The sequence below is a fragment of the Symbiobacterium ostreiconchae genome, from assembly GCF_055396975.1.
In genome coordinates this window covers 1533557-1554531 of sequence record NZ_AP042454.1, presented here as the reverse complement: position 1 = coordinate 1554531, position 20975 = coordinate 1533557, and the positions used below count along the sequence as shown (strand labels likewise).

Annotated in this window: 17 protein-coding genes and 2 pseudogenes; 14 read left to right on the top strand and 5 right to left on the bottom strand. The window is 62.6% G+C overall.

What is annotated here, in order from left to right; genetic code table 11:
* Positions 1–115: 115 nt before the first annotated feature.
* Entirely contained in the window at positions 116–883 is a 768-nt protein-coding gene (locus ACZ5UM_RS07710) for a transposase (protein WP_464847976.1), read from the bottom strand.
* Between the two features lie 370 nt (positions 884–1253).
* On the opposite strand from ACZ5UM_RS07710, the gene ACZ5UM_RS07705 reads away from it, so the two are divergent.
* Positions 1254–2367, top strand: a protein-coding gene (locus ACZ5UM_RS07705; protein WP_464848312.1) for an IS3 family transposase whose coding sequence is annotated in 2 segments (ribosomal slippage) — positions 1254–1525 and positions 1524–2367 — 1116 coding nt in all. Because the reading frame shifts where the segments join, the coding sequence is not laid out codon by codon here.
* A 341-nt stretch (positions 2368–2708) separates the two neighbouring features.
* On the opposite strand, the pseudogene ACZ5UM_RS07700 reads toward ACZ5UM_RS07705, so the two are convergent.
* A pseudogene (locus ACZ5UM_RS07700) lies at positions 2709–3242 on the bottom strand (transposase); the annotation flags it as partial.
* A 297-nt stretch (positions 3243–3539) separates the two neighbouring features.
* Positions 3540–4790, bottom strand: coding sequence for an ATP-binding protein (locus ACZ5UM_RS07695; RefSeq protein WP_464847973.1), 1251 nt, complete (start codon positions 4788–4790; stop codon positions 3540–3542).
* Between the two features lie 488 nt (positions 4791–5278).
* Here ACZ5UM_RS07695 and ACZ5UM_RS07690 point away from each other — a divergent pair.
* The 5 genes and pseudogenes from ACZ5UM_RS07690 (at position 5279) to ACZ5UM_RS07670 (ending at position 10589) form a co-directional block, all read left to right on the top strand.
* Positions 5279–6392, top strand: a protein-coding gene (locus ACZ5UM_RS07690; protein ID WP_464848312.1) for an IS3 family transposase whose coding sequence is annotated in 2 segments (ribosomal slippage) — positions 5279–5550 and positions 5549–6392 — 1116 coding nt in all. Because the reading frame shifts where the segments join, the coding sequence is not laid out codon by codon here.
* Between the two features lie 387 nt (positions 6393–6779).
* Positions 6780–7010, top strand: a complete 231-nt coding sequence (locus ACZ5UM_RS07685) for a hypothetical protein (RefSeq protein ID WP_464847972.1) — start codon at positions 6780–6782, stop codon at positions 7008–7010.
* 270 nt (positions 7011–7280) lie between these two features.
* Positions 7281–8221, top strand: a pseudogene (locus tag ACZ5UM_RS07680) (IS1182-like element ISSyth1 family transposase); the annotation flags it as partial.
* A 54-nt stretch (positions 8222–8275) separates the two neighbouring features.
* Positions 8276–9389 (top strand): IS3 family transposase gene (locus tag ACZ5UM_RS07675; RefSeq protein ID WP_464848310.1). Its coding sequence is split into 2 segments (ribosomal slippage): positions 8276–8547 and positions 8546–9389, totalling 1116 coding nucleotides; the frame shifts between segments, so codons are not numbered across the junction.
* Between the two features lie 930 nt (positions 9390–10319).
* Positions 10320–10589: a CAP domain-containing protein gene (locus tag ACZ5UM_RS07670; RefSeq protein ID WP_464847971.1), complete on the top strand. Its 270-nt coding sequence runs from the start codon at positions 10320–10322 to the stop codon at positions 10587–10589.
* A 187-nt stretch (positions 10590–10776) separates the two neighbouring features.
* On the opposite strand, the gene ACZ5UM_RS07665 is transcribed toward ACZ5UM_RS07670, so the two are convergent.
* Both ACZ5UM_RS07665 and ACZ5UM_RS07660 read right to left on the bottom strand, forming a co-directional pair.
* Positions 10777–12228 carry an IS1182-like element ISSyth2 family transposase gene (locus ACZ5UM_RS07665; RefSeq protein ID WP_464848308.1) on the bottom strand — a complete coding sequence of 484 codons (1452 nt, stop codon included), beginning with the start codon at positions 12226–12228 and terminating at the stop codon, positions 10777–10779.
* A 136-nt stretch (positions 12229–12364) separates the two neighbouring features.
* Positions 12365–13348 (bottom strand): lipoate--protein ligase, encoded by a 984-nt coding sequence (locus ACZ5UM_RS07660; protein WP_464847968.1) that lies wholly within the window; start codon positions 13346–13348, stop codon positions 12365–12367.
* 271 nt (positions 13349–13619) lie between these two features.
* Here ACZ5UM_RS07660 and ACZ5UM_RS07655 point away from each other — a divergent pair, with 271 nt between their 5' ends.
* The 8 genes from ACZ5UM_RS07655 to ACZ5UM_RS07620 all read left to right on the top strand — a co-directional run bounded on the left by ACZ5UM_RS07655 (position 13620) and on the right by ACZ5UM_RS07620 (position 20959).
* Positions 13620–13988, top strand: a complete 369-nt coding sequence (locus ACZ5UM_RS07655; RefSeq protein ID WP_464847964.1) for a DUF2620 domain-containing protein — start codon at positions 13620–13622, stop codon at positions 13986–13988.
* A complete protein-coding gene (locus tag ACZ5UM_RS07650; RefSeq protein WP_464847962.1) occupies positions 13985–15085 on the top strand; it encodes an aminotransferase in 1101 nt (366 codons plus the stop codon). The genes ACZ5UM_RS07655 and ACZ5UM_RS07650 overlap by 4 nt, the downstream gene beginning before the upstream one ends.
* 14 nt (positions 15086–15099) lie before the next feature.
* The gene (locus ACZ5UM_RS07645) at positions 15100–16383 is read left to right on the top strand and encodes a YhfT family protein (protein WP_464847961.1); all 1284 of its coding nucleotides are present in this window, start codon (positions 15100–15102) and stop codon (positions 16381–16383) included.
* A 74-nt stretch (positions 16384–16457) separates the two neighbouring features.
* Positions 16458–17393 carry a GntR family transcriptional regulator YhfZ gene (gene yhfZ / locus ACZ5UM_RS07640; RefSeq protein WP_464847960.1) on the top strand — a complete coding sequence of 312 codons (936 nt, stop codon included), beginning with the start codon at positions 16458–16460 and terminating at the stop codon, positions 17391–17393.
* Between the two features lie 28 nt (positions 17394–17421).
* Positions 17422–17790, top strand: a complete 369-nt coding sequence (locus ACZ5UM_RS07635; protein ID WP_464847959.1) for a PRD domain-containing protein — start codon at positions 17422–17424, stop codon at positions 17788–17790.
* Positions 17787–18836 carry a hypothetical protein gene (locus tag ACZ5UM_RS07630; RefSeq protein WP_464847958.1) on the top strand — a complete coding sequence of 350 codons (1050 nt, stop codon included), beginning with the start codon at positions 17787–17789 and terminating at the stop codon, positions 18834–18836. Before ACZ5UM_RS07635 ends, ACZ5UM_RS07630 begins: the two co-directional genes overlap by 4 nt.
* Positions 18837–18866: 30 nt before the next feature.
* The gene (locus ACZ5UM_RS07625) at positions 18867–19781 is read left to right on the top strand and encodes a phosphotriesterase family protein (protein ID WP_464847957.1); all 915 of its coding nucleotides are present in this window, start codon (positions 18867–18869) and stop codon (positions 19779–19781) included.
* Positions 19782–19807: 26 nt separating this feature from the next.
* Positions 19808–20959, top strand: a complete 1152-nt coding sequence (locus tag ACZ5UM_RS07620; protein WP_464847956.1) for an alanine racemase — start codon at positions 19808–19810, stop codon at positions 20957–20959.
* Positions 20960–20975: the final 16 nt, after the last annotated feature.

Genomic DNA, 20975 nt, shown 5'->3' with positions numbered 1-20975 from the left:
ACTCAGTTCTAGAGAGTTTTTCCTTGACCCTGAGTCTTACATATGCGGAGACTGCTCCTATCTAGGGGGCTAGCTTGGTCACGGAACGCCGAGCACGGGTAGCTGTACGTCTAGCTCAAGTTTCACGCGAACAACTCGACATTCGTGGTGTTAAAAGGGCGTATGGGTAGGGAGTGGCCCGGTTCAGGGTAATCTCAGCTCCAGCCAGGGGAGTACCCCGGCTGAACACCAACCGCAGCGTGTCGCCGAGGCACCGAATGGTTGCTCGGCACCGGGCCGCTACTCGTACCAAGAGTCGACTCCCCGCCTCGGCCAGTTTGGGCGAGTTCGTGCTCAGAAACCGCCAAGCCCAGCGCACCAGGTTGAAGGCGAACAAGACCAGCTGCGTGAAGGCGGCGTTGGCCTCATACTTCCGCATCCGAGGAGTACCAAAGTGGAACGTTCCCTTCCACTCCTGGAACCCGGCTTCGATGGTCTGCCGTCCATGGTAGAGCTTGACGACCTCTGTCGTGGTGAGCTCCTCAGGCTGGAGCGTAGTCAGGATGACGCTGCGGACCTCCCGGCCATCGGCGTCCCAGCGGCGCATGGCGACCAGTCGCACCGGATACGGTGCGAGCAAAGTGGGGCCAGGTACGGTAACGGCTTCGGAGGCAAACCGGTTCTTCTCGACTTCAACCCAGCCCTCCGCCGGCACGGCGTCGAAGAGGCGCTTGTAGGCGGGATTGCTTCCGGAGTAGGACTTGATGGTGAACTCGTATCCCAGCTCCAGCAGCCGCTGGATCACCTCCGGCGTGCCAAAGGCGCTGTCGGCTCGCAGCACGATCCGGAGGGGAGCCGGGTTCGTCCGATTCTCCTGCCGGTACTGCCGGAGTCGCTGGTTCACTTCACGGAGGTGCTGAACCTCCTCCTGGAACTCACGCTGCAGCTTCTGCTTCCGGCGGGCGCTGCCCTTGCCTGATACCGTCTGCAGTTGCTGATACAGCTGCCTGACCCGAGCCTTCTGCTGAGCCAGGCATGCCTCGACCCATTCGACTCGCCGCAGGGGACGACCAATCCGGGCTTCGATCCTGGGAATCAGTTCGAGCAGGCAGGCGCCGGAACGGCTGTTGGCCTTGCCGGACTTGAGAAGGCCGTCGATGGCAAAGCGCTGCTGCTTCCCGCTGAGGAAGGCGGCTGCGATCTGATAGCCTCGGGCTATAGTGGACCCAGAAAACTAGACACGAAAAAGGCGATTGATAAGCTACAATCCAACCATGAGAAAGAGACACTCACCCGACCTTAAGACACAGATCGTACTGGAAATGCTCAAGGAACAGAAGACGGTGTCTGAATTAGCATCTGAGTATGGCATCCACCCCACTCAGTTGCACCGGTGGAAGAACCATGTGATAGCCAGCATGCCGCAGTTGTTTGAACGGACCGACAACGTGGCCGCCCTCAAGGCGGACTACGAGAAGAAGATCGAAGAGCTCTATACCGAGATCGGCCGGCTGACTACTCAGTTAGCTTGGCTGGGGAAAAAAGGTATCCGAGCTGACTAGGGAAGAACGCCTTGCGCTGGTTGACTTCCATGACCCTGAGCTGTCGGTGAAGGCTCAGGCCGAGCTGCTCGGTCTGAACCGCTCCAGCCTGTACTATAAGCCCGTGGAGCCCTCTGAGGACGAGCTGGCTCTCAAGCGGCGTATCGACGAGATCTACACCGAATGCCCCTTCTATGGCTCCCGCCGCATCACGGCGATACTGCACCGGGAAGGGCTGCAGGTGAACCGTAAGGCGGTTCAGCGCCATATGCGGGAGATGGGGATCGCCGGCATCTGCCCGGGCCCCAACCTCAGTCGACGAAACCAAGAGCACCAGGTCTTCCCGTACCTACTCCGAGGTCTCCAGATCACTGGCCCCAATCACGTTTGGGGGATTGACATCACCTATATCCGACTCCAGAGGGGGTGGCTCTACCTCGTCGCAATCTTGGACTGGTACTCCCGGTATGTGGTATCCTGGCAGCTCGATCAGACCCTGGAGATGCCCTTCGTGCTTGAAGCCGTGCAGCGGGCGCTCTCCACAGCTCAGCCCACCATCATGAACAGCGACCAGGGCAGCCACTTCACCAGCCCCGCCTACATTCGCCTGCTCCAAGCAGCAGGCGTACAGATCAGCATGGACGGCAAGGGCCGATACACTGACAACATCTTCACGGAGCGGCTCTGGCGCAGTCTCAAGTATGAAGAGGTCTACCTCAACGAATACGCGAGTCCCCGAGAGGCCCGTGAAGGGATCGGTAGGTACCTGAATCTTTACAATACACAGCGGGTCCATCAGGCCCTTGACTACCGGACGCCTGCCGAGGTATACGCCGCGGGCCTATAGTCCTCGTGGCTGCCCTCGGGGTCGGGCCTGGCTGATGATAGCCGGCTCCGGGTGGCCGTCAAGACCCTCCGCTGCGCTCCGGCCCTTCGGGCGGCTGACGCCGGTCCTGACCGCCCCCCCTTCGCCAGCTGAGTAACCTAACAAGCCCGCCCCTGATGGTTTCCAGGGGCAAGGGTGCGGAACCACCAGGACCTGCATTCCGACCCTGTTAGTGCCAGGTGCAGCTTTCCAAAGCTGGTAACGCAGAATGTTCTGTTTCGCACCCTTGATGCCCGCATGAGAGGAGGCGAGTGTAGCTTAACCAAGGCCAAAATCGTGTCTTGACAATGGGGTCCACCTTAGGCCAACTTCCCCTGGATGTAGCCGAAGTCGGTACCGGTGTACTGCCTGGTCTCGCCCCGAACCTTCTGGCCGGTGAGGTCAATGTCGACGATGACCATTCCGGAGCGGTCTGCACCTGCTACGGCAGCCACCTCCTGCTGAAGCAGCGGGGCCTGGATCTCAGCGAGTGCGTCGGAAAGCTGCTGAACGTTCTCCTCCGTCAGCTTGCTGAAGGTCGCACAGACGGTGGAAAAGTGAGCAAAACGTTCCTGCCCCCAGGCTTGAGCTACGGCAGGATCGGCAACCAGCGGCTCAGGGTCGAAGTTGAGATCCTTCATGTAGCGACAGTTGCCGAGAATGGCAACCAACGCCTCGACCACCTTGTCAACCGGCGTGTGGGCGTAGGTCTTCTGCTTGATGCGCAGGTGCCGATTCAGGATCTCAACCAGGTTGAGCCTTTGAGCTACCCAGCCAAGAGCGACGAGAAAACCATGTCGGGTGGTGGACTTGATGGCTTGCGCAGCGATGTTGGGTGTCGTACCATGAGACTGCATCAGTCGAACCTCCACATGGTGGTTTAGGAGGGGCAACTCCCACCATGTATCATTGGTTCTGACTGATGCTTTTTCAATGGGTTTCCATTGCACGAAGTCCGGGTTATTCACGCGAAACTTGAGCTAGAAGGCCCCCGGACATAAGCCTAGTGGCCCTGTCATAGTAGGGCAGTGCAGTACGAGCAGTATCAACAAGACAAAACTCACAAGGCTGTTAGTTGTTGGATGGCGGCTGTTTCTCTTTGTTAGAGCTAGGAGATCGGCCAGGGACACAAACACGAGTAACGCTGGCCACGCCTAGTGTTCAGCAACCGCTACCTGTTGAGCAGGCGAAGCGGAAACGAGCCAGTAGTCCTTAGTAATTGTATCCAGTTCAAGAACGATCGGTTGAGGAGACAGCGACGCCTTGCCAACCAACACACAATGCCTTGGAGGCAGGGATGCAATGGTATGAGCGAATTGGTCTCCTACGTAATTTGCAAGGAAATCCAGACCCGTCTGGTCAAACATGCGCAACGCGAAAACCGTATTGCATTGGTTAAGAATGGTCTTGGTAACATTTGCAGTACGTTGAGTGATCACCATCACTCCCAGGCCATACTTTCTACCCTGGAGAACAACCCGCGCTGTCCTGTTTACGTAATTCGAGTCGTCCCTATCGACAACCTGATTCCACTCAGGAATCAAGGAATGTGCTTCCTCAAGCACTAAGCAAAGCCTCGCTGGAACGTCTACGCTCACCTCTAGGGTCACTGAGGAGGATACATATTCGTATGCTTTTTCAACAATGGAGGAAGTAATTCGGGGAGGGGTCCAACTGTTATTAGTGTCAAACTCGTAGATACCTAAAGTGGACTCCCCTTGGATCCAAGACGGGAGCGTTTCCAGGTTGGTGATCTTTGTTGGAGTCAACTTTTGCAGGAATGGCATATACTGCCGACTCGGGTCGAGAACGAGGACTTTGATGCCCTGCGCTGCCATAGCTTCGATTAGCCTGAATGACAGATATGATTTGCCGCTACCCGTTACGCCTAAAATAGCTGTATTGTGCGTTACTAAATCGTTTATGTTAATGCCGACCCGAAACTTAGTGGAAGGAACATGTCCGATACTAAACACTCCGTTTGGAAGCGGGTCAGAGTCCTCACCGGAGTATTCGGCCACGGCATGGACGGCGCGCCCGGCGGGGGGCACCCACGGATATGGTTCAAAACAAGATTTGGTACGATTCCAGCAACCGAGTTGTGGCGCTTGGACAGCTACAACTTGGAAAGAGTCATCAGTACCTTCTACTTTAACGTTTTGAACGGTCGCCTGGGTGACCTGGTAGTAAATCCATCTCCCGTCAGGAGCTTCCACCTGCAAGAGTTGTCCTGTTCGTAGTTGGGCATCTGGCCTTACGGCAGTACGTAGTGTGGAAATGGTGGAACCGGGTTCCACCACACCTTGAATCGAAGACGGCTTCCAGCTTTCGGTCTTGAAGATCCCTAGAGGCGAATTGGCCGTGGCAAGAGCTGCCTGTACCCTTTCTCCCTGGTGATGATCCATAAGAATGATTCCTATTCTCTTTCCTACCAATGTCCTGTCCTCGACAAGAGTACCCGACACCAGGGCCTCGTCAGGGTCGATGCCTACGCCTACTCTGTCACCAACTCGCAGTGGACTGTTAGGCTCAAGTCTCACTCGCAACAGGTTAGGTTCACTGATCGATTCCACAACCCCCCACTTCTGGTTGTCATTTGCCTCTGGCGATGGGTAAAGCAAATTGTCTAGTAACCTCGAGAGTCCCAAGAGGTCGTATGTAAGGAAGACAGACCAGTAAAGAAACAAAATGTTCGATTCAAATGTATCGACTCCGAACTTCCGTATGACGGACCATAGAAACAGGGTTGAGAACAGCACTCTCGGTGACCCGACATGACGAGTGATACGTGCAAGTGCTGTAAGACGTTGAGTAGGACGCCCGTTTGCAAAGCTCTATAGTGGACCCAGAAAACTAGACACGAAAAAGGCGATTGATAAGCTACAATCCAACCATGAGAAAGAGACACTCACCCGACCTTAAGACACAGATCGTACTGGAAATGCTCAAGGAACAGAAGACGGTGTCTGAATTAGCATCTGAGTATGGCATCCACCCCACTCAGTTGCACCGGTGGAAGAACCATGTGATAGCCAGCATGCCGCAGTTGTTTGAACGGACCGACAACGTGGCCGCCCTCAAGGCGGACTACGAGAAGAAGATCGAAGAGCTCTATACCGAGATCGGCCGGCTGACTACTCAGTTAGCTTGGCTGGGAAAAAAAGGTATCCGAGCTGACTAGGGAAGAACGCCTTGCGCTGGTTGACTTCCATGACCCTGAGCTGTCGGTGAAGGCTCAGGCCGAGCTGCTCGGTCTGAACCGCTCCAGCCTGTACTATAAGCCCGTGGAGCCCTCTGAGGACGAGCTGGCTCTCAAGCGGCGTATCGACGAGATCTACACCGAATGCCCCTTCTATGGCTCCCGCCGCATCACGGCGATACTGCACCGGGAAGGGCTGCAGGTGAACCGTAAGGCGGTTCAGCGCCATATGCGGGAGATGGGGATCGCCGGCATCTGCCCGGGCCCCAACCTCAGTCGACGAAACCAAGAGCACCAGGTCTTCCCGTACCTACTCCGAGGTCTCCAGATCACTGGCCCCAATCACGTTTGGGGGATTGACATCACCTATATCCGACTCCAGAGGGGGTGGCTCTACCTCGTCGCAATCTTGGACTGGTACTCCCGGTATGTGGTATCCTGGCAGCTCGATCAGACCCTGGAGATGCCCTTCGTGCTTGAAGCCGTGCAGCGGGCGCTCTCCACAGCTCAGCCCACCATCATGAACAGCGACCAGGGCAGCCACTTCACCAGCCCCGCCTACATTCGCCTGCTTCAAGCAGCAGGCGTACAGATCAGCATGGACGGCAAGGGCCGATACACTGACAACATCTTCACGGAGCGGCTCTGGCGCAGTCTCAAGTATGAAGAGGTCTACCTCAACGAATACGCGAGTCCCCGAGAGGCCCGTGAAGGGATCGGTAGGTACCTGAATCTTTACAATACACAGCGGGTCCATCAGGCCCTTGACTACCGGACGCCTGCCGAGGTATACGCCGCGGGCCTATAGTCCTCGTGGCTGCCCTCGGGGTCGGGCCTGGCTGATGATAGCCGGCTCCGGGTGGCCGTCACGACCCTCCGCTGCGCTCCGGCCCTTCGGGCGGCTGACGCCGGTCCTGACCGCCCCCCCTTCGCCAGCTGAGTAACCTAACAAGCCCGCCCCTGATGGTTTCCAGGGGCAAGGGTGCGGAACCACCAGGACCTGCATTCCGACCCTGTTAGTGCCAGGTGCAGCTTTCCAAAGCTGGTAACGCAGAATGTTCTGTTTCGCACCCTTGATGCCCGCATGAGAGGAGGCGAGTGTAGCTTAACCAAGGCCAAAATCGTGTCTTGACAATGGGGTCCACCTTAACAAGACGAGTTTCGGCTTCCAAGATGGAGATAGGGAGGTGCCACATTGTCTCCTTCAGCCAAGTGGCTGTTGACCATCCTGATCTTCGGCTTGTTCCATCTCATGTTTCAGCTCCTTGTGATCGCAACGATGAATCCTGGTACGGTAGTTAACGTTTTTCCCTTCGGCCATCGCGACCAGCGGGGAGTGACTATCATCACTCTGGTAGAACTGTGCATCCTGGCCGTGGTGGCGCTCGCTTTCATCATCCAGCTACATCGCAGTAGTGATGACTGACCCACCGCATCCCTACCTGTGGCGACAGTGGGCCTAATTGCAGCCAAAGGATGAAAAGCCCATGGGAAAGTCTATTAACAGCGCGGCTCGGTCGCAATATCCGCGTTGAAAACCCATGGTGCATCAACAGTTTCAGGGCTTCAAGTCGCAGCAACTTTGTCGTGCAATAGAAGCATAACGCCATCGGCTCTCCCTTATGGGGGTATAGGAGCCTGTCTGAGTAAGCCAGTTCTGTAGGAGCAAAAGGGTTGGGTGTCCAATGTCTTCATCATGAGCAAGAAGACGTATCGACCGTATCGCCCAATCAGCTGTTGCTGCTGCCCCCTGCCCTGCAGGACTGGCTTCCGCATGACCATTTCGCTTATTTCCTGAGTGATGTCGTGGACTCACTCGATCTAAGCCAAATCGAACGGACATACGAGCGAGAGCTGCGAGGTTACCCACCGTACCATCCGCGGATGATGGTCAAGGTGCTGCTGTACGCCTACTGCAACGGCGTCTACTCCTCTCGCAAGATCGAACGCCGGCTGCAGGAGGACGTAGCCTTCCGCGTCCTTGCGGCCAACAACCAGCCCGACTTCCGGACGATCAGCGATTTCCGGAAGCGGCATCTAAAGGCCCTCTCCGACCTGTTCCTGCAAGTGGTCAAGATCTGCAAGAAGGCCGGACTGGTTCGCCTGGGTCATGTGGCCTTGGATGGCACCAAGATCAAGGCCAACGCCTCCAAGCACAAGGCGATGAGCTATAGCCGGATGGTGGAGGAAGAACAACGCCTGAAGGCGGAGATCGCAGAGCTGCTCCAGAAAGCCGAGCAAGCTGACCAGGTCGAGGATCACCGCTTCGGCCCACATCGTCGTGGGGATGAACTGCCCGAAGAACTCCGCTTCCGTGAGCGGCGGCTGGCCAAGATTCAAGAAGCCAAGGCTGCTCTGGAAGCCGAAGCGCGCCTGAGGGCCGGCGCTGACGAACATGAGCCTCCCGAGGAGCCGGGACCCAAGGGGCCCAAGGGCGGTCGTCGGCGGAAGCGGCCGAAGGCAGAACCCGCACCAACAGCGCAGCGCAACTTTACGGATCCCGATTCCCGGATCATGAAAGGCTCTGATAAGCAGTTCATCCAGGGGTACAACGCCCAGGCCGTCGTCGATGCCGATACGCAGATTGTCGTCGCTGCTGCCGTAACAAACCAGGCGGCAGATGCTCCGCACTTTATAGTGGACCCAGAAAACTAGACACGAAAAAGGCGATTGATAAGCTACAATCCAACCATGAGAAAGAGACACTCACCCGACCTTAAGACACAGATCGTACTGGAAATGCTCAAGGAACAGAAGACGGTGTCTGAATTAGCATCTGAGTATGGCATCCACCCCACTCAGTTGCACCGGTGGAAGAACCATGTGATAGCCAGCATGCCGCAGTTGTTTGAACGGACCGACAACGTGGCCGCCCTCAAGGCGGACTACGAGAAGAAGATCGAAGAGCTCTATACCGAGATCGGCCGGCTGACTACTCAGTTAGCTTGGCTGGGAAAAAAAGGCATCCGAGCTGACTAGGGAAGAACGCCTTGCGCTGGTTGACTTCCATGACCCTGAGCTGTCGGTGAAGGCTCAGGCCGAGCTGCTCGGTCTGAACCGCTCCAGCCTGTACTATAAGCCCGTGGAGCCCTCTGAGGACGAGCTGGCTCTCAAGCGGCGTATCGACGAGATCTACACCGAATGCCCCTTCTATGGCTCCCGCCGCATCACGGCGATACTGCACCGGGAAGGGCTGCAGGTGAACCGTAAGGCGGTTCAGCGCCATATGCGGGAGATGGGGATCGCCGGCATCTGCCCGGGCCCCAACCTCAGTCGACGAAACCAAGAGCACCAGGTCTTCCCGTACCTACTCCGAGGTCTCCAGATCACTGGCCCCAATCACGTTTGGGGGATTGACATCACCTATATCCGACTCCAGAGGGGGTGGCTCTACCTCGTCGCAATCTTGGACTGGTACTCCCGGTATGTGGTATCCTGGCAGCTCGATCAGACCCTGGAGATGCCCTTCGTGCTTGAAGCCGTGCAGCGGGCGCTCTCCACAGCTCAGCCCACCATCATGAACAGCGACCAGGGCAGCCACTTCACCAGCCCCGCCTACATTCGCCTGCTCCAAGCAGCAGGCGTACAGATCAGCATGGACGGCAAGGGCCGATACACTGACAACATCTTCACGGAGCGGCTCTGGCGCAGTCTCAAGTATGAAGAGGTCTACCTCAACGAATACGCGAGTCCCCGAGAGGCCCGTGAAGGGATCGGTAGGTACCTGAATCTTTACAATACACAGCGGGTCCATCAGGCCCTTGACTACCGGACGCCTGCCGAGGTATACGCCGCGGGCCTATAGTCCTCGTGGCTGCCCTCGGGGTCGGGCCTGGCTGATGATAGCCGGCTCCGGGTGGCCGTCAAGACCCTCCGCTGCGCTCCGGCCCTTCGGGCGGCTGACGCCGGTCCTGACCGCCCCCCCTTCGCCAGCTGAGTAACCTAACAAGCCCGCCCCTGATGGTTTCCAGGGGCAAGGGTGCGGAACCACCCAGGACCTGCATTCCGACCCTGTTAGTGCCAGGTGCAGCTTTCTAAAGCTGGTAACGCAGAATGTTCTGTTTCGCACCCTTGATGCCCGCATGAGAGGAGGCGAGTGTAGCTTAACCAAGGCCAAAATCGTGTCTTGACAATGGGGTCCACCTTACTCAGTGCCCACATTAACCCATAGGCCAGGGCCATCATGACAATACAGAGAGCAACCAATACCAACCACAAGGTTCCCCGCTCCTCCTTGGGAACCCCAAGGAGGGATATGGCAGCTGCACTTGTGTTGAGCAAGACGTTGGCATCCTTCGAAAAAAAGGGCTGGTCTACTAACGCACCTAGAAGTAGGGCAATCAACGCAGCGTTTGACCAGAAGGCCCCCAGAAAAAAGTCTAGTGACCCTGTGACATAATACCCAGCCGCCAGCAAGAGCAGTATGAACAAGACAAGACTCATAAGACGCGAACGCAGCTTCATACTCTCCACTCCTATTTGCGGCATACAGGCTTGAAGCCCGTGGGTCATCAAAACACCGGATCAGACTCAGGTCCTGCCGGAACGTGGCATCGACTCACCGGATATAGAGGTAGAATCCCTAACCAGGCTCAGAATTGCGAAGCGAACTTTGGTTCCAACTCCTCCTCCCACCTGTTCGAGTTTCCAGAGGTAAGGTACGAGAAGCCGACAAGCAAGTCCTTCAAGCCTTGTGTTAAAAGACTGGCGGGCTAGGCTGTTTCTCTGAAACAGAGTGAATCTCAATGACAGTCAAACCTTATGTGTGGACGAGTGTTCTAACGGGTCGCCGTTTGACATGATGAAGAGCTACGGCGTCTCGTACCGCACCGCGGGCGAGAACATCGCCGGCAACCGGTCGGTTCAGGCGGCCCACACCGCCCTGATGAACTCGTCCGGCCACCGGGCCAACATCCTGAACCCGAACTACACCCACATCGGCATCGGGATCGTCGAGGGTGGCCCGTACGGGATGATGTTCACGCAGATGTTCGTGGGCCGGTAACACACTCGGAAAAACCCCTGCCGCTTGCATGCGGCAGGGGTTTTTCAGGCTGCAGACAAAGGCGCCTCTTGTGGCCGCTCAGCGGCTCACAGGAAGCGCTTCTTGGTATGTACTTCCAGAAATTCGCCTGGATTTGCCTCAGTTGGGTGCTGGGGAAGTGGGAAACGGAGGGTCTTTCCCGGTATCCTTAGGCGCTCAAGGCATACGAAGATCGCCGGCTCTCTAAGAGGGCCAGCTTCTTCAAGTTCTGCGCCAGGGCCGACACCAGGCACTGGTGCTGCACACGTTTTCGGCCTCTGTATCGCGCATACCGCAGACCGTGCAACTCTTTGGCATCGGCAAAACTGCGCTCTACCGTTTCCCGCCGACGCTGTGCGAGGCGCTGCCCTTCATCCGTCTTCACAAACTCCCGCGCCTCTTCCCGCAGGTGCTCGTAGAGGTGGCGATGGATCACTTTCTGCTTCGTGGTGGAGCGAGTACACTGGCCAAGGAGTGGACACGACGCACAAACCGAAGCATCGGATCGGTAGACTCGGTAGCCGTCACGGTTGGTGGTGACGTACGTCAGCCACTGCTTGGCCGGGCAGCGGTAGGCATCCCGTGAAGCGTCATACTTGAAGCGCCACTTGCCCATCAGTTCCTTGGGCGAAGAGTGACGGCGATGCGCTACCGCAGCCTGAATCCCTCGCTTGGACAGCAGGTGCAGAGCCTCCAAGGTGTTGTACCCGGCATCGACTCCAACCTTCTCGACCTTCAGCCCGTGCCGGTCAACACGGGAAAGGCACGTGGGGTAAACCTGGGCGTCGGTCATCGCCGCCGACGTGACGAGCACGTCGAGGATGAAGCCGTGGCGACCATCGACGGTGCGGTGCTGCAGGTAGTGAAACCCGTCAGGCTTCCCCTCACGGCGAAGCATCGCCGCTTCCGGGTCCGTCAGGCTGACCGTCATCTCGTCAACCGACAGATCCGGCTGCGGGTCTTCTTTGCGTTCGGGCAAGGGCTTCAGCCCGTGGGCCTCGCGGTCAGCGTTCACTGCGGCCAGTAAGCCATCCTCCGTATCATCATTTGCCGCACACTCTTCCCGTTCGGCCCGACGAGCCGCCAGGTGCCGTTCCCGGGCTCTGGCGATGTCCTCCAGGGTAACGCCTTTCGTACCTTCTTTGGCAATCCGACGCTTGTTGGCGTTTGCCTTCAGGTGGCTGGAATCGGTGAAGATCATGCGACCATCGATGTATCCGGCATCAATGGCCTGCTTGACGACATGGTCGAACAGTTCCTCAAACAGGCCGGAGTCCTTCCACCGACGGCTGTAGTTCTTACCTGGCGTGGTGAAGTGCGGGACCGGATCGGTAAGCCCCAACCCCAAGAACCAGCGGTAGGCGACGTTGACCCGGATCTCCTCGACCAAACGCCGATCCGATCGGATGCCGAAGAGGTATGCGATGAGCTCCATCTTCACCAGCACTACTGGATCGATGGCCGGTCGCCCCCGGTCGCTGTAGAACCTGGCCGTGCGTTCCCGGATGAAGTCAGTATCAAGTATCGCTTGGATCTTCCGGAGCAAATGATCTTGGGGCACCAAGTCTTCGATCAGCACGAGCTCATACTTGCGCTGAGCATGTCCATGTTCCCGAAGCACCGCATTCACCACCGCCAGATACTGCTTATGTTGCCATTGTACAACAAAATCCGGGCACCCGCGAGGGGTTACCCGGATTTTGTCTTCAACCTGAAAAACCCCTGCCGCTTGCATGCGGCAGGGGTTGTTCGTCCCATTACGGCCGCAGCAGCCGGGCCAGATCCCGGGCGGTCATGCCCTGGATGTACCGCCCCACGTCCAGCCGCTCCAGCGCCGCCGTCAGGTTTTCGTCCAGCGGCAGCCCCACCAGGGCGGCTTCCAGCTCAGACAGCTCGGCGCTGCTGAAGAAGTCGCCGTAGATCCTTACCCCCTGGATGCGCCCCCTGTCCGCCTGCAGGTAGACGGTGACCAGCCCGAAGTCGAACCGCTCCTCCACCCGCACGTCGTAGGCCGGCGAGGCGCCGTAGTTCCATTCCCAGGTGGCGTATTTCTCGTCGCGCAGCCGCCGGACCTCCTGCAGCTGCTCCGGGGTGAGCGCCATGGGCTCGAGGCCCTCGGCTTCCAGGATGTAGCGCTTCAGCAGGCCCTTGAACTCCTCCATGGTGATCGGGCGGGGCGCATGGGCGTTGATGGTGGTCACCCGGCTGCGCACCGACTTCACGCCCTTGGACTGGAACTTGGCCTCCCGGACCTTCAGGGCGTTGGCCACGACCTCCAGGTTCGAGTCCAGCATGATGCAGCCGTGGTGCATGATGCGCCCCCGCTTGACGTACTGCGCGTTGCCGGAGAACTTCTTCCCGTCGATCGTGAGGTCGTTGCGGCCCGTGAACTCAGCCTTTACGCCCAGCCGCTCCAGGGTCTTGATGACCGGTACGGTGAAGACCTTGAAGTTGAAGTCCGGCGCGGCGTCCTTGTCCACGATGAAGGTGTAGTTCAGGTTGCCCGAGTCGTGGTAGACCGCCCCGCCTCCCGAAAGCCGCCGGACGACCCGGATGCCGTGCTCCTCCACGTAAGGCTGGTTGATCTCCTCGTACGTGTTCTGGTGCTTGCCGACGACGATGGTGTTCTCGTTCTGCCACAGGATGAAGTAGGACCGGCTCCGGTCCATCTGCTCGAAGACGAACTCCTCGAAGGCCAGGTTGAAGTAAGGATCCGTGGTGCCCGTCTCCAGGTAGATCATCCGCTCAACTCCTCCCGCGTCGGTTAGAAGGATGCGCAAGCCCCGTCAGTCATTTGACCGACGGGGCCTGTTTTTCCTGCTGATCACCGGGCGGGTTCGCCGATCGCGCCCCGGGCGGACTTCCCCTGATTTGCGCCCCCTGACTAGACTTTCGTACGCCCCCGGCCGGCAGCAGCGACCAATGGGCTCAATTCCGAAAACCACGTTGACCGCGTCCAGACGTCCACTGTATAATATACAGGAAACTGTAGACTGGAAGGGGTGGATTGGGTTGATTCGCTTCGCCATAGGCGGCCAGGTGGACAAGAAGAAGATCGCCGAGATGGTGCGCCGGCTGGGTGGCGACGCGGTGCAGGTCACGGAGACCAGCGACCTGGAGGCGGCCATGCAGGTGAAGACAGGCAAGGCCGACTACTACCTGGGCGCCTGCCACACCGGCGGCGGCGGGCTGGCCATGGCCATCGCCATGCTCGGCAAGGCGCAGTGCCTCACCGTCTCCATGCCGGGCCGCCCGCCGAAGGAGGACGAGATCCGCAGCGCCGTGGCAGCCGGGGTGAAGGCCTTTGCCTTTACGGCCGACCACGCCGAGCAGGCCGTGCCCATGATCGTCCGCGCCATCCTCGAGAGGGGCCAGGCATGATGCCGCTGGTCACGCACCCCCTCCCCGCCCTCTCCCTGGCCGAGGCTGCAGCCATGCAGTGGCGGCTGGTCGACCTGATCCACACCCACTTTGACGGCCATGAGATCCTGCAGGCCGGCGACCTGGGTGTGGCGCCCGGCCTGGGGCGGCCGCGAACGACGGCCCGCGTGGAACAGGTCCTCGCCGATTTCTTCGGCGCAGAGGCCGCTGCACTGGTGCGGGGGGCAGGCACCGGGGCGCTGCGGGCCGCCCTGCAGGCCATCCCCGGCGCCACCCGGATCCTCGTCCACCGGGCCCCCATCTACCCGACGACCCGCTGCACCATCGAGGCCATGCAACTGGACGTGCTCCAGGCCGACTTCCACGATCCGGACGAGCTGGCCCGGAAGGCAAGGGAAGCCGACCTGGCCCTGGTGCAGCACACCCGGCAGCGGATGGACGACCGCTACGACCTCGGTGAGGTCATCCGCACCCTGCGGGAGGCGGCGCCCGGACTGCCCATCGTCACCGACGACAACTACGCCGTCTGCAAGGTGCCCCGGATCGGCGTCCAGCTGGGGGCTACCGCCTCGACCTTCTCGCTCTTCAAGCTCCTGGGGCCCGAGGGCATCGGGTGCGTCGCCGGCGAGGCAGACCTCATCGCGCGCATCCACCGCGACGCCTATTCCGGCGGGCTCCAGGTGCAGGGCCCCGAGGCGATGGACGCGCTGCGGTCCCTGGTCTACGCCCCCGTGGCACTGGCCCTGCAGGCGCAAGTGGTACAGGAGGTGGTTGACCGACTCAACGCCGGCGAGGTCCCGGGCGTGGCTGCGGCCGCCGTGGCCAGCGCGCAGTCCCGCGTCGCCCTGGTCCGGCTGGCCGAGCCCATCGCCGACCGGGTGCTGGCCGCAGCGCCCCGCTACGGGGCCGCCCCCCACCCGGTGGGCGCCGAATCCCGCTACGAGGTATCTGCCATGTTCTACCGCGCATCCGGCACCTTTCTCGCCGACCGGCCGGACCTGGCTCCGTTCCTGATCCGCATCAACCCCATGCGGGCCGGGGCCGGGACGGTCCTGCGAGTGCTCCGGCTTTCCGTGGAAGCCGCCATGAAGCAGTAAAGGAGAGATGACGCGTGGATCTGCTTCAGCTTGTGGTTGCGGCCCTCATGGGCGGCCTGGCCGCCTACCTGTCCCAGCAGGGCATCGCCGTCTTCAACGACGGCCTCCGTCCCCTGATGCCCGAGTTTCTGGAAGGGCGCATGAAGCGCCGGGAGCTGGCGCTCACGTCCTTCGCCCTCAGCTTCGGCCTCGTCATCGGATTCGGCATCCCCTTCTCCCTCACCAGCCATCTCATCCTCATCCACAGCGTCTTCCTGGCCACCGACATCATCGGTACCTCATCGCCCAACAAGTGGCTGGCCGCCGGGCTCGGCGCCGCCTGGGGCGCCCTGCTGATCGTCGGCCTGCAGGCGGTGGTTGACGCCTTCGCCCTGCTGCCCGTCAACTTCCTGGACGCCCTGGGCCAGGTCAGCTCCCCCATCGTCACCGCCTTCGCCGTCTTCCCGGCCCTGGCCGTCGCCCTCCACCACGGGTGGAAGCCGGGTGCACTCACCCTGGCCCTGCAGATGCTGGTCCGCCAGCTGGTCGTTCGGTTCAGCCCGATCGCCATCGGCTCGGCCAGCATCAACCTGAACCCCGAGGGCTCCGCCCTGGTCGTCGGCATGATCCTGCTGCTTATCTACGCGGCCCGTGAGAAGGCCGAGGTCAGCACCGAGACCAGCCTGGCGGCGGTGTTCTCCGATCGGGTGAAGCGCATCAAGCAGAACGTCATCGTCCTTTCCATTATGGGCGCCCTCGTCGCCGCCGCCGCCAACCTGGGTGCGGTCGCGGGCGACCCGATCAGCCTGAACCTGGCCGCCCAGGGCAACGTCACCGACGCCGCCATCGCCGCTCTGGCCCGGGGCATCGGCTTCGTGCCGCTGGTGGCCACCACGGCCATCGCGACCGGCGTCTACGGCCCGGTCGGCATGACCTTCGTCTTCGCCGTGGGCTTCTTCTCTCCGCACTGGATCATCGCCGCCCTCCTCGGCGCCCTCATGATCTTCATCGAGGTCATGCTGCTCGACTGGATCGCCCGCTTCCTCGACCGGTTCCCGGGCGTCCGGCAGGCCGGCGAGCACATCCGCACGGCCATGACGAAGGTCCTGGAGATCGCCCTGCTCGTCGGCGGCATGATCGCCGGCAACGCCATGGCGCCGGGTCTGGGCTACTTCGTCGTCGCGGCGATCGTCGTGCTGAACGAGGCGGCCGGGCTGCCCGTGAACCGGCTGGCCATCGGGCCCGTGGCCGCCATCGTGACCGGCATCCTGATCAACATCCTGAAGGTCCTTACCCTCTTCACACCGCCTGCCTCGTAGTACAGGATGCATAGTAGGAGACAACGGAGGGGCGGGGCGCTTCCCCCGCCCCCCGAACCAGGGAGGGACGGTGCATGAACCAGTGGCAGTCGGACCTCTACCGCAAGTACGGGCGCGTGGCCGTGCAGATCGCTGCGGACCTGCTCGCCCTGCGGCCCGGCGACCGCATCCCGCGCGTGCAGGACTACGCCCGGCGGTGTGAAACCGGCCACGGCACGGTGCAGAACGCCCTGCGCTCGCTGGTCGACGCAGGGGCGGTGCAGGTGGAGGCACGGGGCCACATGGGCACGTTCCTGGTGCAGGCGGACTACCGCAAGCTCCGGGAAATCGCGGGGCTCACGTCGCTGCTGGGACTCATGCCCCTCCCCTACACCCGGCGGTACGAGGGGCTGGCCTCGGGTCTCTACGAAGCGGTGCGGCAGAGCGACATCCCCTTCAGCATCGGATACATGCGGGGTGCGCGCAGCCGCATCGCGGCCCTCCGCCGCGGGCAGGCCGACTTCGCGGTCCTCTCCCGCCTGTCGGCCGACCTGGCCGCGGCGGAAGGGGGCGTCGTCATCGCGATGGGCCTGGGGCCGCAGACCTTCGTCTCACAGCACGGCATCCTGCTGGCCGGGCCGCAGTTCAGCGGCATCACCGACGGGATGCGGGTGGGCGTCGACCCGCAGACGCTGGACCAGGCCTGGCTGACAGCGGAGGAGTGCCGGGGCAAGCAGGTGGAGCTGGTCGAGGTACCGTACTCGCACCTGCTGCAGCGTCTGCGGGAGCACCAGATCGACGCCGCGATCTGGAACCTCGACGAGTTCACTTCGGGCACGATGGACATCCATTCCATGCCGCTGCAAAGCCCGGCTGCGCGCCGGATTGCGGAGACGTCGTCGGAGGCAGTCCTGGTCATCGACGCCAACCGCCCGGACCTGGAGCGGCTGCTGCCCGAGATCATCGACCCTGCCGTGGTGCGCCGCGTGCAGGACGAGGTGCTGGAGGGGAAGCGGATCCCCTCGTACTGACAGAAGAACAGGCAGGGGAGTGAGACCCGTGTCGCTGGAACTGCGGCTCCGGCTGTTGGAGGAGAGCGGGCAGATCAGCCCGGAGGTGGCGGAGCTCACCCGGCGGATCCTGGCGCGGGTGGAGGAGCGCTACGGGATTGTCCTGACGGAGGAGAACGGTGCGATGTTCACGACCCATCTGGCGATCGCCCTGGAGCGGCTGCGCTCGGGCGAGGCCATCGAAGCCATGGTGGCCGAGGGACTGGCCGAGGTCAAGGCCTACCCGGAGGAGTGGGCGTTCGTCAGCGAGACCGTGGCCGGGGAGGCCGGGCGGCAGCTGGGCGTTGTGGTGCCGGAGGGCGAGATCGGCTACCTCACCGCGCACCTGATCACCCTGGTCCGCCCGGAGGGTCTGTGACCCCCCGCTGGCGCCGGTCGCTGGCGGCCGCCCGGGCGCAGCTGGGCCGCTCGGTGGTCGCTCTGGCGCCCGGGGCCGACGCCGCGGAACCCGGCGATGGGGTGCTCCGCCTCGGCATCAAGGACACCGCCGCCATCGGTGAGACGCTCCGCCGACGGCTGGCCGCCGAACCGGACCTGGCGTGGCTCACGGTGGACCGGGCCGCGCCCGGCGGGCGCGCGGTCGACACCGGCCTGACCAACCCGCTCACCGGCAGGCCCATGACCGGCTCGACCAGCGGCGGCCCGGTGAACATCCTGCTCGGCATCATCGACCTCTGCGTGGGCACCGACGGCGGCGGCTCCGTGCTGGGCCCAGCCCTCGCCACCGGCCTGGCCGGCGTGATCGGCGCCGGCCTCGGCCTCACCTGTCCGGTGGAGCGCGTCTCCACGGACGGCTTTTCTTTCCGGCCCTCCCTGGGGATCATCGGCCGGGACTGGGCGACCGCCCGCACCGGCTTTGCCGCCCTGCTGCGGGCCACCTGCGCCGGGCAGCCGCCTGCGGCGCCCGTGGCCGGGCTGCGCGTCGCGGTGCCGAAACCCGGCTCGGTGACCCTGCCCGACGGGGCGGACATGGCCGCGGAACTGGAGCCCTGGCTCGGGGCGCTGTGGGCGGCCGGGGCGGAACCCGTCGCTGTGGACATGGCGGGCATCGCTGCCCGCGAGCGGTCCATGACCTTGCTGGGGGAACTCTGGGACGCCGCCGACCTGGCCGTCACCCTGGAAGGGCCCGTCGATGTGTACGGCCTCGGCGACTCGGTGGTAGGCTCGCTGGGCCTGCCCGGCGCCGCGCTGCAGGCGCGGGGCGGCAAGTACCTGCTCCGGGCGCTGAACGTGATGGCCTGCACGGGCATCGCCCTGCCCGTGCCCCGCCTCGCGTCGGGCCTGATCCTGGCTGGTCCGCCCGGGCCTGTGGGTGCCGCCCGCGCCCTGGCCGCGGCGGACCTGCTGGCCCCATCCCTGCGAATGCCGCCGCTCTTTGAGCGTTACTTCTTTCAGCTTCCGTGACACCAACGCCAACACCGGGGAGGTTGCCGCATGGCCCATATCATGACCGTTCTCGGCCCCCTGGACCCGAAGGAACTTGGCCCCACGCTGATGCATGAGCACCTCTTCATCGACCTCTCCGGCCGGAAGAACGACCCGGACACCGTGCTGGACGACCTGGATCTCGCCTGCGAGGAGGTGGCACACCTGCAGCAGGCCGGTGGCCGGGCGCTGGTGGAGGTGACCTGCCACGGCATGGGGCGCAGGCCCGACCTGCTCCTGGAGGTCGCCCGCCGGACCGGGCTGCAGATCGTCGCCGCCACCGGCTTCTACCAGCAGGCCTATCACCCGCCGTACGTGGCGGAGCAATCGGCGGAGGCACTGGCCGAGCAGCTGATGCGGGAGATCGAAGAGGGCATGGACGGCACCGCCGTGAAGCCGGGGATCCTGGCCGAGATCGGCACCTCGAAGGGCGAGATCCGCCCGGACGAGGCCAAGGTCTTCCGGGCCGTGGCCCTGGTGCACAAGTGGACCGGCCTGCCCATCTCCACCCACTGCACCCTGGGGACCATGGGGCGGGAGCAGCTGGACCTGTTGGAGTCGCTGGGGGTCGACCCGGCCCGGGTGGTGATCGGCCACCAGGACCTGGCCGACGACCTGGAGACCCACGTGGCCCTGGCCCGCCGGGGCGCCACGGTGGCCTACGACACGGCCGGCAAGGAGGCCTACATGCCGGACGCCGTCCGGGTCCGGCTGATCACGGGCATGCTGGAGCGGGGCCTGGGCGACCGGGTGGTCCTCTCCATGGACGTGACCCGGCGCTCCCACCTGAAGGCCAACGGGGGATACGGCTACAGCTACCTCTTCGACCGTCTGGTGCCCCAGCTGCGGGCAGCCGGGGTGAGCGAGGCGGAGCTGGAGCAGATGCTGGTGCTGAACCCGCGGCGCATCCTGACCGTCGGCTGAGGTTCAGCCCGAGAGGAGAGAAGTGGATGTTCCTGGAGGTGACCGTGCGCCGGAACCCCCGGCTGATCGACGCGGCGCTGCGTCTGCACGCCGAGGGGCGGCTGCCGCCCAACACCTATGTACTGGACCTGGATGCCATTCGCACCAACGCCCGCGCGCTGGCCGAAGCGGCCCGGCGGGAGGGAGTTCAGCTCTACTTCATGTCCAAGCAGCTCAACCGGAACCCGCAGGTGATTGCGGCGGTGGCCGGGGCCGGGATTCCCCGGGGTGTCGCGGTGGACATCGACGATGCCCGGGCCTTCCGGGAGGCCGGCGTCCCGCTGGGCCACGTGGGCCACCTGGTGCAGATCCCCCGGGCGTTCCTGCCGCAGGTGCTTTCCTGGCGGCCGGAGGTGATGACCGTCTTCGGCCTCGGCCACGCCCGGGCGGTGAGCGATGCCGCCGTCCGGCTCGGGCTCCGGCAGGACCTGCTGCTGCGCGTGGCCGCCGGCTGCTTCCACCCCGGCCAGGAGGGCGGCATCGGGCTGGACGAGCTGCCCGAGGTGGCGAGGGCGATCCGCGCGCTGCCGGGCGTCCGGGTGGCGGGCGTGACAGCCTTCCCCTGCCTCGTGGCCGAGGACGGGCGTCCTACCCCCACCCCCAACCTGGAGGCGCTGACCCGGGCGGCCCGGCTGCTGCGGGAGGAGCTGGGGATGGAGGTTGCGCAGGTGAACGCTCCCTCCCTCACGTGCGCCGCCACGCTGCCGATTCTCCGGCAGGCGGGGGCGACCCACGGCGAACCCGGTCATGCGCTCACCGGCACGACCCCGCTGCACGCCGTCTCCGACCAGCCCGAGGTGCCCGCCATCGTCTACCTCACGGAGGTCTCCCACACCTACGGCGGGCGCGCCTACGCTTACGGGGGCGGCAGCTATCCCCGGGGCCACATGCAGCGCGCGCTGGTGGGCGCCGAGATGCGCCGCGCACCCCTGCACCGCCCCGCCGCCGAGAACATCGACTACTACCTGACCCTCGACGACCCCCGGGCCCGGGAGGGCGAGCCCGTCATCGCCGCCTTCCGCACCCAGGCCTTCACCGCCCGGGCGAACCTGGCGCTGGTGGAGGGCATTCAGTCAGGGGCCCCGCGGCTGGCCGGCCTGTACGACCGGGCCAACCGGCCCCTGGATCTGTCGCTTTAGTGGAAAGGGTTATCGT

What these genes read in the sequence shown, in the direction of transcription:
- ACZ5UM_RS07695 (WP_464847973.1), bottom strand. Translation starts at nt 4,790, where the DNA reads ATGGATCATCACCAGGGAGAAAGGGTACAGGCAGCTCTTGCCACGGCC.
- ACZ5UM_RS07660 (WP_464847968.1), bottom strand. Translation starts at nt 13,348, where the DNA reads ATGATCTACCTGGAGACGGGCACCACGGATCCTTACTTCAACCTGGCC.
- yhfZ (WP_464847960.1), top strand. Translation starts at nt 16,458, where the DNA reads ATGAACCAGTGGCAGTCGGACCTCTACCGCAAGTACGGGCGCGTGGCC.
- ACZ5UM_RS07625 (WP_464847957.1), top strand. Translation starts at nt 18,867, where the DNA reads ATGGCCCATATCATGACCGTTCTCGGCCCCCTGGACCCGAAGGAACTT.
- ACZ5UM_RS07650 (WP_464847962.1), top strand. Translation starts at nt 13,985, where the DNA reads ATGATGCCGCTGGTCACGCACCCCCTCCCCGCCCTCTCCCTGGCCGAG.
- ACZ5UM_RS07620 (WP_464847956.1), top strand. Translation starts at nt 19,808, where the DNA reads ATGTTCCTGGAGGTGACCGTGCGCCGGAACCCCCGGCTGATCGACGCG.